Source organism: Streptomyces sp. SA15 (genome assembly GCF_002291145.1).
Taxonomy (GTDB): domain Bacteria; phylum Actinomycetota; class Actinomycetes; order Streptomycetales; family Streptomycetaceae; genus Streptomyces.
Map to the genome: position 1 here is coordinate 23043 of NZ_NTGE01000024.1, position 14678 is coordinate 37720.

The 14678-nt window shown below is 68.4% G+C and carries 12 protein-coding genes and 1 pseudogene; 10 read left to right on the forward strand and 3 right to left on the reverse strand.

The annotated features are described in order from the left end of the window. The first annotated feature begins 336 nt into the window (after window positions 1-336). Together CLM62_RS52895 and CLM62_RS03880 are read left to right on the forward strand one after the other, a co-directional pair. On the forward strand, window positions 337-675 hold the full coding sequence (locus CLM62_RS52895) for a DUF4158 domain-containing protein (RefSeq protein WP_373559103.1): 339 nt from the start codon (window positions 337-339) through the stop codon (window positions 673-675). Window positions 676-703: 28 nt separating this feature from the next. Beyond that, the gene (locus tag CLM62_RS03880; RefSeq protein ID WP_373559104.1) at window positions 704-1027 is read left to right on the forward strand and encodes a transposase; all 324 of its coding nucleotides are present in this window, start codon (window positions 704-706) and stop codon (window positions 1025-1027) included. 683 nt (window positions 1028-1710) lie between these two features. Here CLM62_RS03880 and CLM62_RS03885 read toward each other — a convergent pair. Next, window positions 1711-2205: a hypothetical protein gene (locus CLM62_RS03885; protein WP_095748454.1), complete on the reverse strand. Its 495-nt coding sequence runs from the start codon at window positions 2203-2205 to the stop codon at window positions 1711-1713. A gap of 713 nt (window positions 2206-2918) precedes the next feature. Beyond that, on the reverse strand, window positions 2919-3236 hold the full coding sequence (locus CLM62_RS03895) for a WD40 repeat domain-containing protein (RefSeq protein ID WP_095748456.1): 318 nt from the start codon (window positions 3234-3236) through the stop codon (window positions 2919-2921). A 1100-nt stretch (window positions 3237-4336) separates the two neighbouring features. Between CLM62_RS03895 and CLM62_RS03910 the strand changes: the two genes are divergently transcribed. From CLM62_RS03910 to CLM62_RS03925, 3 genes are all read left to right on the forward strand, one after another. Continuing rightward, a complete protein-coding gene (locus CLM62_RS03910) occupies window positions 4337-4918 on the forward strand; it encodes a carbonic anhydrase (protein ID WP_095748458.1) in 582 nt (193 codons plus the stop codon). A gap of 14 nt (window positions 4919-4932) precedes the next feature. Then, complete coding sequence (locus tag CLM62_RS03915; protein WP_095748512.1) at window positions 4933-6411, forward strand: SulP family inorganic anion transporter; 1479 nt, start codon at window positions 4933-4935, stop codon at window positions 6409-6411. Between the two features lie 983 nt (window positions 6412-7394). Further along, a complete protein-coding gene (locus tag CLM62_RS03925; RefSeq protein ID WP_095748460.1) occupies window positions 7395-8417 on the forward strand; it encodes a DNA-directed RNA polymerase subunit alpha in 1023 nt (340 codons plus the stop codon). 218 nt (window positions 8418-8635) lie between these two features. Here the strand turns inward: CLM62_RS03925 and CLM62_RS03930 are convergent, their stop codons facing one another. Next, on the reverse strand, window positions 8636-9919 hold the full coding sequence (locus CLM62_RS03930; protein ID WP_257003652.1) for a serine/threonine-protein kinase: 1284 nt from the start codon (window positions 9917-9919) through the stop codon (window positions 8636-8638). A 366-nt stretch (window positions 9920-10285) separates the two neighbouring features. Here CLM62_RS03930 and CLM62_RS51030 point away from each other — a divergent pair, with 366 nt between their 5' ends. From CLM62_RS51030 to CLM62_RS03955, 5 genes and pseudogenes are all read left to right on the forward strand, one after another. Beyond that, window positions 10286-10510: a protein kinase gene (locus CLM62_RS51030; protein ID WP_143658921.1), complete on the forward strand. Its 225-nt coding sequence runs from the start codon at window positions 10286-10288 to the stop codon at window positions 10508-10510. A gap of 757 nt (window positions 10511-11267) precedes the next feature. Continuing rightward, window positions 11268-11852 (forward strand): RNA polymerase sigma factor, encoded by a 585-nt coding sequence (locus CLM62_RS03940; RefSeq protein ID WP_257003653.1) that lies wholly within the window; start codon window positions 11268-11270, stop codon window positions 11850-11852. After that, window positions 11849-12637: a hypothetical protein gene (locus CLM62_RS03945; protein ID WP_143658923.1), complete on the forward strand. Its 789-nt coding sequence runs from the start codon at window positions 11849-11851 to the stop codon at window positions 12635-12637. The genes CLM62_RS03940 and CLM62_RS03945 overlap by 4 nt, the downstream gene beginning before the upstream one ends. A 704-nt stretch (window positions 12638-13341) precedes the next feature. Further along, entirely contained in the window at window positions 13342-13926 is a 585-nt protein-coding gene (locus CLM62_RS03950) for a DUF488 family protein (RefSeq protein WP_095748464.1), read from the forward strand. A gap of 231 nt (window positions 13927-14157) precedes the next feature. Beyond that, window positions 14158-14427 (forward strand): annotated as a pseudogene (locus CLM62_RS03955) (DNA-directed RNA polymerase subunit alpha C-terminal domain-containing protein); the annotation flags it as partial. Window positions 14428-14678 lie beyond the last annotated feature (251 nt).

Genomic DNA, 14678 nt, shown 5'->3' on the forward strand with positions numbered 1-14678 from the left:
CACCTCGCCTTCTGCCGAAATGCCTCGCGTGACCTGCCTGAATGTGGTCCACAGCACACCGAAGCGCAAACGGTCTGGTGGGTCGTTGCCATTTCCGCTCCGGCACGTAGCACGAGTCACTTCGGTAACTCTTTGGCCATACGGGGGTACCGCCGAGATAAGCTCAACAGGCCACAGGATGATCTTGAAGCCCTGAGATCACAGCCCGTCACCCGTTCGCCTCGGCTTCGTTGGTGCGATGTTGGGCTTGTCATCTGGGGCCGGGGCGGATTGTGACCTCGCGAGCGGACCGCGTATCCGCGGTTCAAGCGGCTGATCACCGCGCATGAGCTGCATCTGTTCTGCGCGCCGAGCCGGGATGAGGTCGAGTGGGCGTTCGGTGCCACGAACTGCGATAAACATCTCCTGGCCCTGCTGCTGATGCTGATACTGAAGTCGTATCAGCGCATGGGGTGTTTCCCGAAGCTGCAGGGCGTCCCGGAGATGGTGGTGGACTTCGTACGGCGAGCGGTGGAGCTAACGGAGGGCACGCTGCCGCTGTACCGGGCGGTGAAGACGCCAAGAACCACTGGGGCCTGGAGCGGCAGCGGGTGCATGTGGCTACGACCACGCCGAGGCCCGCCGGATCGCCGAGGCGTCGATCCGGAAGGAGGCCGCGACGGGCCACCGGTCTAGCTGTTCCCGGAAGGACTACCGCGACCTGATCCAGACCGCACACCAGCAGCTTGGCGGCCCGATCGTGCTGGTCTGGGACAACCTCAACACCCACCTCACCGCCGACATGCGCCGCTGCATCGCCGACCGCGACTGGCTCACTGTCTTCCAACTGCCGCCCTATGCACCCGACCTCAACCCGGTCGAGGGCATGTGGTCCGTCATGCGACGCACCACCGTGGCCAACCGTGCCTTCTCCGACCCCGATGACTTGATCACTACCGTCCGACGCGGCCTACGCCAGCTCCAGTACCGCCACGACGGCCTCGACGGCTGCCTCACCGGCACCGGCCTCCGACGCCAGCCACCATGACGACATCACGCATTCAAGGTCAGTAGGAGAAGTAGGAGTGGCGAGGCTCCGGTAGATCTCCGTTCGGTCTGCTACTTCCGGATCTTTCCGGTTCCCTTGCAGGCGGAACACTGGTACCAGTCGTCTCGTTGATGGAACCCACCACGTCCTCTGCACTGACGGCACTCATTGGGGCCGAGCGGCCGGAGCCGTTCAATGATGCCCAGGACGACGGCGACGACGACAAGAGCTATCCACCAGTCCGGCGGACCTGATCCGTGCATCTCACCATCTTCAGCGGCGTTGGATGCCTGATTGAAGGCATCAGGAGGGGGCGCACGGGGGCACGCGGTGTGTCTTTGGGCCATACGGAAAGGGCGGGGGATGCAGCAGCAGGTGCGAGTCGTTCGGCTCGGCCAGCGCGAGCCGGGCGACTCGTCGTCCCGTGGCTCGAAGACAATGCCCTGGGGCCCTGATCTGTATCCCTTAGGACGGTTCGTGTTGCCGTCCTGGTGACGCTTCGGCGAACGGCGCGAGCTATGTGCTCAGGTTGCTCTCCGCCTTCCTGCCGGGCGATCCGCTTCCCCTTGAGTACGAGGGGTTCACGACTGCGGTGAGCACACACAGGAGCAGAAATCACGCCCCATCAGCGGAGTGCTAACGCGACTCAACTAGCCTGCTGAGGCGGGTCAGCGTGTCCCGAGTCATCGCGGAGCCACCCCGACCGCAGAGAAGACGATCACTGCGATGCCGACCAGACCGATTGCCATGGGAAGCCCCAACCAGAGGATGTGGAGCCGGATTCGCTTGAGCCTGGGGAACTTCTTCTTGTTCTCCTTCTTGCCCGCGTCCCTCAACGCTTCCGTTCTTACCCATCCGGTCACGGACTGATCGTGTAGCTGATCGATCCTGCCTCGGATCTGGCCGAGGATCTCGGTGTGCATCCGATTGCGCTCGTAGTGCTTGAAGCTGAGTGCGAAACCAAGCACGCTGAGGATGATCACCACCACTCCGGTGAGGATGTCCGCCTTGGACAGTCCGCCCACGCCGGCGAGTGTCACCACAGCGGCTGCAATCCCGGCGAGCGTGCTCGTCACGGTGGCCCGCAGGTTCTCGTGCTGGCGCGCCTGGGCCGCGTGTTCGTCGTAGTAGGCCCAGAGACTCGTCAGCGCTGCTTCCATCTGCTTGTCGGAATCCACGTGGCCTCCCTGCCCCTCCTTGCTCCGGACCCAACATGCTCCCGCCCGCCGGGAGAGTCCATGGAGTGACCTGGCCAGCGTGGCGCGCGGGCAGCGTCTTATCCATAAGCAACACGCTTGAGGGCCCGTTCGTGGAGATCCGTGCAGCCGTTGGCGCCCATGTGCCGAGCGTGAAGGCCGTCACCGACACCGCGTACGAGCACCACGCCACGCTGCGGGAGCTCATGCGCGAGCGGAGCGACCCTCGGTCGTCACGCCGGGCGTCACCGTGCACGGGGATGGACGTCGGCAAGTGGCGGCCAGGCACCGCCAGCACAAGGTCTGGCAGGGCCTGATGGACGGGCAGCGCGAACTCCTGCAAGTTGACGCGTCCCGCTGCCGCCGGAGCAGGAAGTGCTCGCCAAGGCCCCCAAAGGCTCTGTGGCGGTCTCCAGGGGCCACGTAGAACGGCTCGAGGACGGCACCGAGGTCAGGCTCGGGCACGCTCGGCGGCGGGCCCCACGCAGCGCGTGCCTCGCCAGGCTGTTGGCTACCTACCAGCGCCAACGCGTTATATCCACTGACTTGACGCCTGCTCCCGCTCCCTCATCCGCGGGGATGGTCCCAGGCCGGACTGTCCGGCGGCTGCCAGGGCATCCCGACCGCTCTGATCGACACGGCCTGGCCCCTCCGCCGCCTCGCAACGGCCCGCGCCGGGGGCCTGACCGGATCACTCATTCGGTTCCGGCGGTGTCGTCCGAAAGGTACTGTCGCCGTTCTTCGTCGGTCAGTGGTGGATATGCGGTGGCTGTGACGTCCGCGGCCACTTCCTCCGCGTCCAGTCGCCATAGCCGTGCGGTGCCGTCGGCGCTGCCGGAAACGAGCACCGACCCGTTCGGGCTGAAGACCACGGAGCTCACCCGGTCGGTGTGACCAGTCAGGCGAACGGGCTGTGGGGCGGCCTGCGTCTTCAGGTCCCAGAGCGCGACGGTGTTGTCGTAGCTCGCGGTGGCCAGCCTGCTGCAGTCGGCGCAGAAGGCGACTGCCTGCAGCGCGGCACTGTGGCGACATCGCGGCCGGCGTCGGGTTCCATCTCTCCTTCAGACCGTCGCGCAGCTCTTCGACAGTGAGGGCGCGGTCTTCGAGGTGTCCGGGACGGCCACCCTCGGAGTTTTCGCCCTGGGCGGCTTGCCCTTCACCGTGGGGTGGATAGCCATGGTGCGGCTGGGTCGCGAGCGCCTGGACTGGAAGACTCCTCAGCCGTAGCGCGCTCGTTCCGTCATTTCGGCCAGTCCATCACGAATCCGGTAGGGCCGGATTCCGTTCGCTGGGCGCTCCTCCGCCCCCGAGTCCGGACTTCCTGCCAGAAGGCGTCGACCTGCGACGTACTGAAGGGCTGCCACCGCAGGGAGAACATCTGGGCAGTCTCCCGCTCGCGGCGCCGACCCGGGACACCCAGCGGCTCGTCGAGCTCGTGACCAGGCCCCAGGCGACGAACTTCAGCACATCGAGGGCTAGTTCACGTCACCCACGACACACTTTCAGGCTCTCTTCACGTCGAAACGCTGAGTTAACCCTGCAAATGATTTTGCAGGGCTATTGTGTTTCTTGGTCAAACATTGACCAAGCGTTGACATGCTCTAAAGGCTGCGAAGTGCCTGGGGGAGGCTCATGTTCCGAGGTACGACTTCCCGGACCGTGGTTTCGATCCTCACCGCCGTCCTGCTCGGTCTCCAACTTTTCGCGCCCACCGCAGCCTTCGCATCCGCGCATACAGCCCGTCACGCCGTGGCCAAGGGCCAGCCCGGAATCAAGCCCTCCGGGAATGCGCTGCGCGACGAGATCGTCACCTGCCGGGATGCAGGCCACCACGGGGACCCGACCGGTCCCCTGCGCACCCGCGACCGGCACCGCACCGCCGCGGACTCCACGCCCGAGGCACCCCACCGTCCACACCGGAGGCAAGGAGCCTCGAAGGCGGGCGAGCCAGGCTCACCCCGCACCGCGCACCACCGCACGTCGAGATCGTCGACAGCCCACTCCCCGGCGGCACTTCAGGTGTTCCGCTGCTGAGCAGCAGAGCAGTACACCCACCCCTGTCCTGTCAGTCCGACGCGCCCCCCACTGGCGCGCCAGGAGGAGTCACCACACCATGCAACCCCTCATCGACAACGCCCGCACGTTCGGACAGCGCCCTGAGGAGTTCGCCGGCCTCGCCAAAGGCCAGTCGCCCGAGGTCCTGTTCATCACCTGCGCCGACTCCCGGGTCGTACCGGCCCTGATCACCGGCGCCCGCCCCGGTCAGCTCTTCGAGCTTCGCACCGCGGGCAACATCGTTCCGCCCTACGCCTCCGAGCACCCCACCAGCGAGGCGGCCACCATCGAATACGCCGTCGAAGTGCTCGGCGTCCGCGACATCGTGGTCTGCGGCCACTCCCACTGCGGCGCCGTCGGCGCGCTGGTGCGCGGCGACGACCTGAACGCCGTACCCGCCGTACGCGACTGGCTCACGCACGCCGCCGACGAGCCCAAGTGCTCCGACCCCGCCGACCCGACCGTCGCCGAGGCCGTGCAGAACCACGTCCTGACGCAGCTGCTGCGGCTGCGCTCCTACCCCTGCATCGAGCAGCGCCTGCAGGCGGACCAACTCCGGCTGCACGGCTGGTACTACGAGGTGCACACCGGAGCCGTGCGCGAACACCGCGCGGAGACCGACACGTTCGAGGCGCTGTGAGGGTGCTGACTGTGATGTCGAAGTTCCCTTACCTCAAGCAGGACTTCGCCGCCTCCATCGTCGTCTTCCTGGTCGCTGTACCGTTGTGCGTCGGGGTGGCGGTCGCCTCGGGTGTCCCCGCGGAGCTGGGCCTGGTCACCGGCATCGTAGGCGGCCTGGTCACCGGCTTTCTGCCCGGCAGCAGTCTTCAGGTGTCGGGGCCGGCCGCGGGTCTGACCGTGCTGGTCTTCGAAGCGGTCAGCGAGTTCGGCGTGGCCGCGCTCGGTGTGATCGTGCTGATGGCTGGTCTGCTCCAGCTCGCCATGGGCTTCCTCAAGGTAGGCCGCTGGTTTCGGGCGATATCCGTCTCCGTCGTCGAGGGCATGCTCTGCGGCATCGGTCTGGTGATCATCGCCGGGCAGATCTACGCGGCAGCCGGCCTGAAGGCCCCCGAGACCGGTATCGGCAAGATCGTGGGCCTGCCCGGGGCGTTCGCCGACGCGCTCGGCAGCACCGAGGCGCTGACCTCGCTCGCGATCGGCGCGGGCACCATCGCCGTCATCGTGCTGTGGAAGAAGATGCCGAAGAAGGTGCAGGCCGTTCCCGGCGCTCTCGCCGCGGTGATGCTGGCCACTCTCGCCTCGCTCGCCTTCAGCTTGCCGGTTGCCACGGTCGAGGTGGAGGGTCTGCTCGGCGTCATCCAGCCGCCCGGATCCGAAGCCTTGGGTGAACTGGCCAGCCCGGCCATCTGGGGCACGATCATCGCGTTCGCGCTGATCGCCTCTGCCGAGTCGCTGTTCAGCGCGGCGGCCGTGGACCGGCTGCACAACGGTCCGCGCACCCAGTACGACAAGGAGATGATCGCCCAGGGCGCGGGCAACACGGTGTGCGGTCTGCTGGGTGCGCTGCCGATGACCGCGGTCATCGTGCGCAGCTCCGCCAACGTCCAGGCGGGCGCGAAGACCAAGGCGTCGCGTGTGCTGCACGGCGTGTGGCTGCTGCTCTTCGCCGCCGCGCTGCCCTCCGCGCTGGCGCTGATCCCCCTGCCCGCGCTCGCCGGCATCCTCGTGCACGCGGGCTGGAAGCTGATCCCGTTCCGCCAGATCGCCGAACTGTGGCAGAGCCACAAGGGTGAGGCGCTGATCCTCGTCGTCACCGCCGTGTCGATCGTCGCCGTGAACATGTTCGAGGGCGTGCTCATCGGTCTGGCCCTGGCGGTGATCAAGACCGCCTGGGAGGCATCGCACCTGAAGACGGAGGTCATAGACAAGGGCGCCGGGCCGATCCAGGTGTACCTGTCGGGCAACGCGACGTTCCTGCGGCTGCCGAAGATACTCGACAGCCTGGAGGCCCTTCCGAAGGACCGGCCGATCGAGGTGGACCTGTCCGGGCTGCACCACCTCGACCACGCCTGCCGCACTGCGCTTGAGAACTGGGCCGAGCGGCATAGCGCACCCGACACCGAACCGGTGAAGGTCACGACCGCACAACCGGTGAGGGCCACAGCGCCGTAAGGATCTCCTTGTAGGGACCTGCTGCCCGGCCGGATGCTCGACCCGAGCCTCCGGCCGGGCAGCTCGTCGCAGCAGCACCAACCAGGGCCAACCCGACTGTGTGCACCCAGCGCCCCGGCAACAACGTTGATTCTCTGATGGGAACACAACCTGCAGGGCGCCAAGGCGCTACACGAAAAGGAGGGCACCGCGTCGGCCTGCGGACTGGCGTCGCCCATGGGCCGCGACGCGGACCCTTTGTGGGCTCACCAGCCTTGCGGCAAGACGACAGTGGGACACGGCACGATCGCCGTCACCGTCTTTCCCGTCGCATGGACGTGGACCTGCACATCGTCCGACAAGTCCTGCACCAGCTGCCAGCCGAACCCTCCCGGCTCGCCAACGTCCCAGGGCAGGGGCCGCGGCGGGCCGTGCTGGCGTCCTGCACCGCCACCATCACCGTCCCCGGTCCGGCTTCCAGACGGAACTCGGTCACTCCGCCGGCATGCTGCACCGCGTTGGCGAACAGTTCCGACACCACCAGCAGCACCGCGTCCACGGCACTGCCGCCGTCCGGCGCCGCCACCAGCAAAAACCCGCGGGCCACGTCCCTGGCCTGCTCAACCGTCCGCAAGCAACCGTCACCGACACACGCGTGGCCCTCCTCGGGAGGATGCACCATTTCCGATCTCCGGCAGCTCAGTACTCGAACACCATCAGACTGTCCTGGATAAACCAGATCATCCTGGGAATCGGCAACTGGCCGATATTGGTCACGAAACGTGCTCCCGGTCCGCACCGCACACCCACAGCGTTGCCGGTTCTCATGGACATCTCCGGGCCCCAAGATCGCTAACTGCTGCCCAGACCCGTCGACAATCGTTGCGACAGAACCACTCCCACTCCGTGCGGGCGGTCAGCGGCCGACCGGCTCGGGTGCCCGTACCCTTCGTCGTGTCTACGGCGTCACATAAGGGGCGCCAAACCACTGGAAGCAACACCTCGTGCTGATTGCTCAGCGTCCGTCTCTGACCGAAGAGGTCGTCGACGATTTCCGCTCGCGGTTCGTGATCGAGCCGTTGGAGCCGGGCTTCGGCTACACCCTCGGCAACTCCCTGCGTCGTACGCTCCTGTCGTCGATCCCGGGTGCGGCGGTCACGTCCATCCGCGTCGACGGCGTTCTGCACGAGTTCACCACCGTGCCGGGCGTCAAGGAGGACGTCACCGACCTGATCCTCAACATCAAGCAGCTGGTCGTCTCCTCGGAGCACGACGAGCCGGTCGTGATGTACCTGCGCAAGCAGGGCCCGGGTCTGGTCACCGCCGCCGACATCGCGCCGCCGGCCGGTGTCGAGGTGCACAACCCCGACCTGGTCCTGGCCACGCTCAACGGCAAGGGCAAGCTGGAGATGGAGCTGACGGTCGAGCGTGGCCGTGGTTACGTCTCCGCCGTGCAGAACAAGCAGGTGGGTCAGGAGATCGGGCGTATCCCGGTCGACTCGATCTACTCGCCGGTGCTGAAGGTCACGTACAAGGTCGAGGCCACGCGTGTCGAGCAGCGGACCGACTTCGACAAGCTGATCGTCGACGTCGAGACCAAGCAGGCGATGCGTCCGCGTGACGCGATGGCGTCTGCCGGTAAGACCCTGGTCGAGCTGTTCGGTCTGGCGCGCGAGCTGAACGTCGACGCCGAGGGCATCGACATGGGCCCGTCCCCCACGGATGCCGCCCTTGCCGCTGATCTCGCCCTGCCGATCGAGGAGCTGGAGCTCACGGTCCGCTCGTACAACTGCCTCAAGCGTGAGGGCGTCCACTCCGTGGGCGAGCTCCTGGCGCGCTCTGAGGCCGACCTTATGGACATCCGTAACTTCGGTGCGAAGTCCATCGACGAGGTCAAGGCGAAGTTGGCCGGTCTGGGCCTGGGCCTCAAGGACAGCCCGCCTGGATTCGAGCCCACCGCCGCTGCCGACGCCTTCGGCGCGAACAACGACACGGACGCCGGTTTCGTGGAGACCGAGCAGTACTGAACGCTGCGCTGCGCCGGTCATAGAGACACTTCGCGTACCGAGACAGGGAACCTCCACCCTATTCCCCGCCCGCTGAGCGACCTCGGCCGGGTCCGCGCCCGCACACAGCCAGGTGGCGTTACCGTTTCGGCCCGCCCACTCGTACTCCAGCGCGCAGACGCCCGGGAATGTCACGGCAAAAGACCGGCGGCGCGGTACTTTTGCCGCAGCTGTGCGGGTCAGTCGTCCTCGCGTGCTTTCTCGGCGGCTTTTCTCTTCTCCTCTTCCTGCTTCTTGCGCTCTTCCTCTAGCCGCTTCCGTTCCTCCTCGGCAGCCTTGCGCTGCTCCTCGGCCTCCTTCTTCGCCTCTTCCTCGTCGTGGCTGTCGTCCTCGACCGGTGCGGAGGACGTCGGCGACGGAGGCGGAGTCGTGGGCTTCTCCGTGGCCGGCGGGGAGGTCGTGGACGGGGCTGTGATGGTGGGATGCGGGGAGGCGCCGTCGCTGTCGTCCGACGACAGTGCCGCGCCGACGGCTGCCGAAGCGGCGAACACTATGACCCCGCCAAGGGCGAGCAGGGTTTTCGGGGACACGGCGGAGCGCCGGGCGGCACGTGGGCGCGCCACCGCCGGGAGACCTTCCGTCCGGGGCAGCTGCGGCGGCGGCAGCGGCGGGCCGGGCGGGGACGCCTCCTGCTGCGGCGGGCTGGGCGGTTCCGCCGGGCTGGACAGCCAGGCGGCGGCCTCATCGGCGGTAGGGCGCTGAGCGGGGTCCTTGGCCAGCAGGCGCAGTACGCAGTCGGCGAGCGGCGCCGGTATCTCGGCACGCAGCTGGGTGGGCGCGATCGGTGCGGCGTCGACGTGCTGCTGGACCACGGCCAGGCTGGTAGCGCCGGTGAACGGGGGGCGGCCGGTGAGCAGTTCGTACAGCACGCAGCCGAGCGAGTACACATCCGAGGCGGGCTGGGCGGGGCGGCCCAGGGCGCGCTCGCGGGCCAGGTAGGCGGCGGAGCCGATGATCTTCCCGGTGGCGGTCAGCGTGCTGGCGGCTCCGTCGGTGAAGCGGGCGATTCCGAAGTCGGTGATCTTCACGGTGCGGTCGGCGGTCAGCATCACGTTGGCGGGCTTGATGTCCCGGTGGATCACGCCCTGGCGGTGGGCAGCGGCCAGGCCGGCCGCCGCCTGTGCCGCGATATCGGCGGCTTCCTGCGGAGGCAGGGTTCCTCGCAGGGATTTCTCCTGGGCGAGGGTCCAGCCGTCGATGAGCTCCATGACCAGGTAGAGCCGGCCGTCGTGGGAGCCGAAGTCATAAACGGCGACCAAGTTCGGGTGGTTGAGGCGGCCGGCGGTCTGGGCCTCCAGGCGGAAGCGTTCGGCGTCGGTGGCCGCGGCCTGTTCCGGCTGGTCGGTGTGCAGGAGCTTCACCGCGACCGGCCGGTGGAGGACCTGGTCGGTGGCGCGCCAGACCTCACCCATCGCGCCGCGCCCCAGCGGTTCGTCGAGCTGGTACCGATCCGCCACAAGCACGCGCACGCCCATCCTTCCCCGAGGACACCGCATCATCCAACGCCGGAAATTGTGCGCTATGAACACAATTGAGCCGATGCGCGCCCAGCGTACAGAAGCGCAGACATCCGGTCCCGGCCGCCCGGCGCCGGCTACAGGCGGGCCGGGGCCTCGGTCGCGCGGAATACGCGCGGGGCAGGCAGACGACGGGGGTGCGCCTGCCTGCCCCTGCACGAGTACCCGCTCACGGGGGGAAAGCGGGCCTCACGGGGGCCGCCCTCGCGGCCCACCTGCTACAGCGCCCGGCGCGCTGCAGATGTCACACCCGACTCTGGGGGAGAAGGTCGCGGACCCGGGCGCCCAGGCGGCCCGCGCGCTGGCCGCGCGCTGGCCGCGGCGCACGCTGCGGGCATCGTCCATCGCGACGTCAAGCCTGCCAATCTGCTGGTCACCGATGACGGCACCCTGAAGATCGTGGACTTCGGCATCGCCCACTTCACCGACCACGCTTCCCGCCACGAGGCCGTGCCCGTGCTGGGCCCCGCCACCTACACCGCCCCCGACGTGGCTCTGCACCACCCGGCCGGGCCGGCCGCCGACCTGTGTGGATAACCAGTGCGGCTGAGATCCTAGCTGCGGCAGCGGTCGCGAGAGCTCTGCGACGAAGGGTGTGGATACGGTCGAGGAGGTTCCGCAGCGGAGACCCGACGTTCCCGCAGGTAGATGTGTCAGCCGCGTTCAAGGGAGACGCGTGGCTGCGAGGGAGTCCCCCCGTCGACTTGGCTACCGGTCCGCCTCATGTCGCTCCATCGGCAGAAGAGCCACCCGCCCGGGCCGGTGGAAGCAGTGCCCGATGACCTGCACCAGGGCCCCGAACTCGCGACCGTGCTCGGCTTGGTGTCGGAAGCGCGCCGCCGCCGAGCAGTAGGCGATCGCCGCAGCCGTCCACGAGCTCGTGGAAAGCCCCCGCCTGAACCAGGGCGACGCCGGCCAGCCTGCTCGGCATGTCCCCGAGCGAGGTTGCCCTGGGACGGCAGTAGCGTTCATGGCGGACTTGTGACGACGACAAGTACCCGCCTTCACAGGCGTGTTGATCTCGCAACCATCAGTTGCTGCCCGTGACACTCCAGGGGCATGACGCGCTGGGGGGAGTGACCCGTTGGGAGGGTCACCTGGCCCGCCCTCTGGGGGGGAGGCACGCGGGCACCAGCGTGCAGGGACAGGCTCGTTTCGCCCGTGACGGGTCTGCCGTGCACGCGTGACCGGCAACAGGGCGGAATGAAAGGGGCACCATCCCACTCGCTCCCCCTGCGTCGGCGTCCGTAATCGGTGTCCGTTGGTTGTGTGGAGTTGCCACCGATTTCAGCGCGTGTCGGCCGACGATCCTGCGCTGGGCACGGCGGTCGTTCGTGCCCAGGATGGCGATGAGGCCGCATTCAGCGCGCTGTACCGGCTGGTCCACCCGGGTCTGCTCGGCTACCTGCGCGGGATCGTGGGTGAGGGTGCCGAGGACATCGCCGCCGCTGCCTGGCGGGAGATCGCCCGTGAGCTGCCACGGTTTCGCGGCGACGGGCAGGGTTTCCGCGGCTGGACGGCGAGTATCGCCCGGCGCCACGCGCGCGGCGACCTCCGGCGCCGTGGGGCATCGCCCGGCTCGCTGGGAAGCTCCTGGACACCACCGGCCGAGGACCACACCGCCCACAGCCTGCCCGGAGCGACGCTGTCCGCCGAGACGGCCCAGGCCCTGGTCGCCCGGCTGCCCCGCGCCCAGGCCGAGGCACTCCTCCTCCGCCATGCTGTACGCCTGGACGAGCCCACGGCCGCCCGGGTGATGGGCAGGCCCCGCGCTGTCGTACGTATTCTGGCCCGCCGCGGTGCGAAGAGTCTGGCCCATCTGCTCGGCCCTGACGATGTGACACATGGTGTCGCGCGGACGCTGGGGGAACCGACATGAGCACGGATCGAAACGGGGATGACCGGTTGAGCGGCGAGGCCCGGCGACGCGAGGCCACCCCGCCTCTCGGAGCACCTTCGGGCCCGAGCCCCGCGACCGACTTTGACGACCCGTCTGCCCTCGACAGGACAGCTGAACGGATCGGTGCGGCCCTGCGACAACAGCGCGTGGACGACAGCGCGGAACAGGCCGCTGTAGCCGCGTTCCGAAGCGCACGTTCGGCGGGCGACAGTGCCCTGCGCACCCGGCGCCGCGACGACTGGTGCCCGCCAACGCGGAAGCAGCACTGGGCTCGCGGCGGAGCGATCGCCGTCGTGGCGAGCATGCTGCTGGGTGGCATCGCCTTCGCCTCCATCGGTGTGGTGGACACGCGGCGGCACGACACTCCTGATCCCGGCACCAGCCACAGCACTCCCCGGCCGCCGACATCGCCGGTACACACGCCCCGCGAACGGACCGCTCCTCCCGCCGAGCCCAGCACAGCACCCACCACACACTCCGCACCCGGGCACTCCGGCACGGCGAAGAACATCAAGGCGCACTGCCGCGCCTACGACAAGATCAAGAACCGTGGCCACGCCCTGGACGCCACGGCATGGCAGCGTCTCGTCGAGGCCGCAGGCGGCGAACAGCACGTGGCGGCCTACTGCGCCCAGCTCACGGACTCAGCACACTCGGCCGCCTCCTCGTCGCCGACGAAGGCGAACATGAGCGGAAAAGGCCACGGCAATCCAACCGCCAAAGCCAAGCCGTCGAAGACGAAGGGGCCCTCCGGTCAGCGTTAGGCAGTGCCCGATCCGACACCGGAAAAGATCACCGTTTCCCGCGGCCCGACGGCTCTCGCGGCGAGGGAGCGTGCCGACCTCCTGCCGGCATCCGCTGCCGGGCGGGGCAGTCGGCAACCACCGCCGCCGCAGTGCATTCGGCATGCACTGCGGCGGGCTCTATCGGCCGGTCACAGGCCAATGTCGGCCAGGCCCTGGCTCGTGGTCCGCGGGGTGATGGCCAGCAGCTTCTGGGCGGAGCGTTCGAGCGGCCCGGGAGCATGCCCACGGCCTCGTAGGCTTCCGCGACGTCGGCGGCGGGGCCCTCCCCGAGCAGGGGCACGACGGAGGTGCGGAAGTCCTCGGGCCTGACCGGCTCGAAGACCACCCTTCGGCCGAGCCGGACGCCGAAGTCACGGTCAGGTCCGGCTCCCTGATCGCCGGGTGCTGCCCGACGGAGACCACTCCGGTGACGTCCGGGCGCTCGACAGAGCGACCTCGACGTAGGCACTGTCGAGATGCACGACGCGGCGGTACCACCTGGTCACTGTCAGGCGCTGTCAGCACTCGGCGGCAGAACCAGCTGGCTTCGTTCGTTTGTTGCGCAGCGACGCGATCCCGCAGTGAGCTCCTCGCCCTGACCGTCCTGTCTCATTGACCGTCACAGCCAAGAAGAGTGGAAGCCCGGCGGTGCCGTCGGGGCCGGGAGCTGCTGCACTCGATGTATGGACCTCGACCAGAGCGACCCTCCCGACGGGATCCGAGCGCCTCGTCTTGAGCTGGTCACGTTCGGCCACAGCACCGCGGAGCGGGGCATGCTGGCAGGGCTCCTCCGGGAAGCCGGCATTGCCGCCGTCGTAGACGTCAGGACCGCTCCCGGCAGCCGCCGTGACCCGGATCTTTCACGGCAGCGTTTGGCCCAGTGGTTGCCCGAAGAGGGCATCGCATACCGGTGGGAGCAGCGCCTCGGCGGCTTCAGGAAAGCGCCGCCGGACTCACCCGACACGGTATGGCGCAACGTGTCGTTTCGCGGCTACGCCGCTCATACCCGCAGTCCGGATTTCGTCACCGCGATGGACGGGGTCATGCGTCAAGCGGTTGACCAGCGCACCGCGGTGATGTGCAGCGAGGCGGTGTGGTGGCGATGCCACCGGCGCCTCATCGCTGACTTCGCCGTCCTGGCCCGCGGCATGCTCGTGCACCACCTGATGCACGACGGGCGCCTCACGCCTCACACTCCGACACCAGGCGTGCGCCTTCGTGGCGACGGCCTTCTTGTGTACGACGACGCCGGTGCCGTACCACCGTGATGGCGGTTCAGGGCTGCGGTCAGCCGGAGGACCCCCGATCCCGGCCGCGTCCGGCGGACTGGACGCGCATGCCGGGCCGACGCCGGTCAGGTACGACATGCCCCGCCTGCCCGCGACCAGGCCGCGTGTGGAGCCGTGGGGCACCCAGGCGAGGCTCCCTTCGCTCAGGGATCACGGCCCGTCGGAAGTGACCAATGTGCCGTCCCCTGCCACGACCAGCAGGGAGAACATCCGTCCCCGACGGACGCCGCCCTTGCCGCCGATCTCGCCCTGCCGATCGAGGAGCTTGAGCTCACCGTCCGCTCGTACAACTGCCTCAAGCGTGAGGGCGTCCACTCCATGGGTGAGCTCCTGGCTCGTTCCGAGGCCGACCTTATGGACATCCGTAGCTTCGGTGCGAAGTCCATCGACGAGGTCAACACGAAGTTGGCCGCTCTGGGTCTGGGCCTGGGCCTCAAGGACAGCCCGCCCGGATTCGACCCCACCGCCGCTGCCGACGCGCGCAGCTGGCTCGGGCGGAGGAGTACGCTGCCGCGCTGGCCGAACTCCTCCCCCGGAACTCCCGCACGCTCACTACTCGGTCCGCCTCTGTGCGCCTGTGGCAGGCACCGTTCTCCCACCCTGTCCCCATCCCAGCGCACCCGTACCGCGCTGCTGCCGTCGATGGCTCATCGGGACACCTCGCATATGTCAGGACGCCGGTCGGATTGCCGCCATAGTGGCCCGTCCGCAAGGAAAAGGCCCGGCCCCCG

What these genes read in the sequence shown, in the direction of transcription:
- CLM62_RS03915 (WP_095748512.1), top strand. Translation starts at nt 4,933, where the DNA reads ATGTCGAAGTTCCCTTACCTCAAGCAGGACTTCGCCGCCTCCATCGTC.
- CLM62_RS03910 (WP_095748458.1), top strand. Translation starts at nt 4,337, where the DNA reads ATGCAACCCCTCATCGACAACGCCCGCACGTTCGGACAGCGCCCTGAG.
- CLM62_RS03945 (WP_143658923.1), top strand. Translation starts at nt 11,849, where the DNA reads ATGAGCACGGATCGAAACGGGGATGACCGGTTGAGCGGCGAGGCCCGG.
- CLM62_RS03950 (WP_095748464.1), top strand. Translation starts at nt 13,342, where the DNA reads ATGGACCTCGACCAGAGCGACCCTCCCGACGGGATCCGAGCGCCTCGT.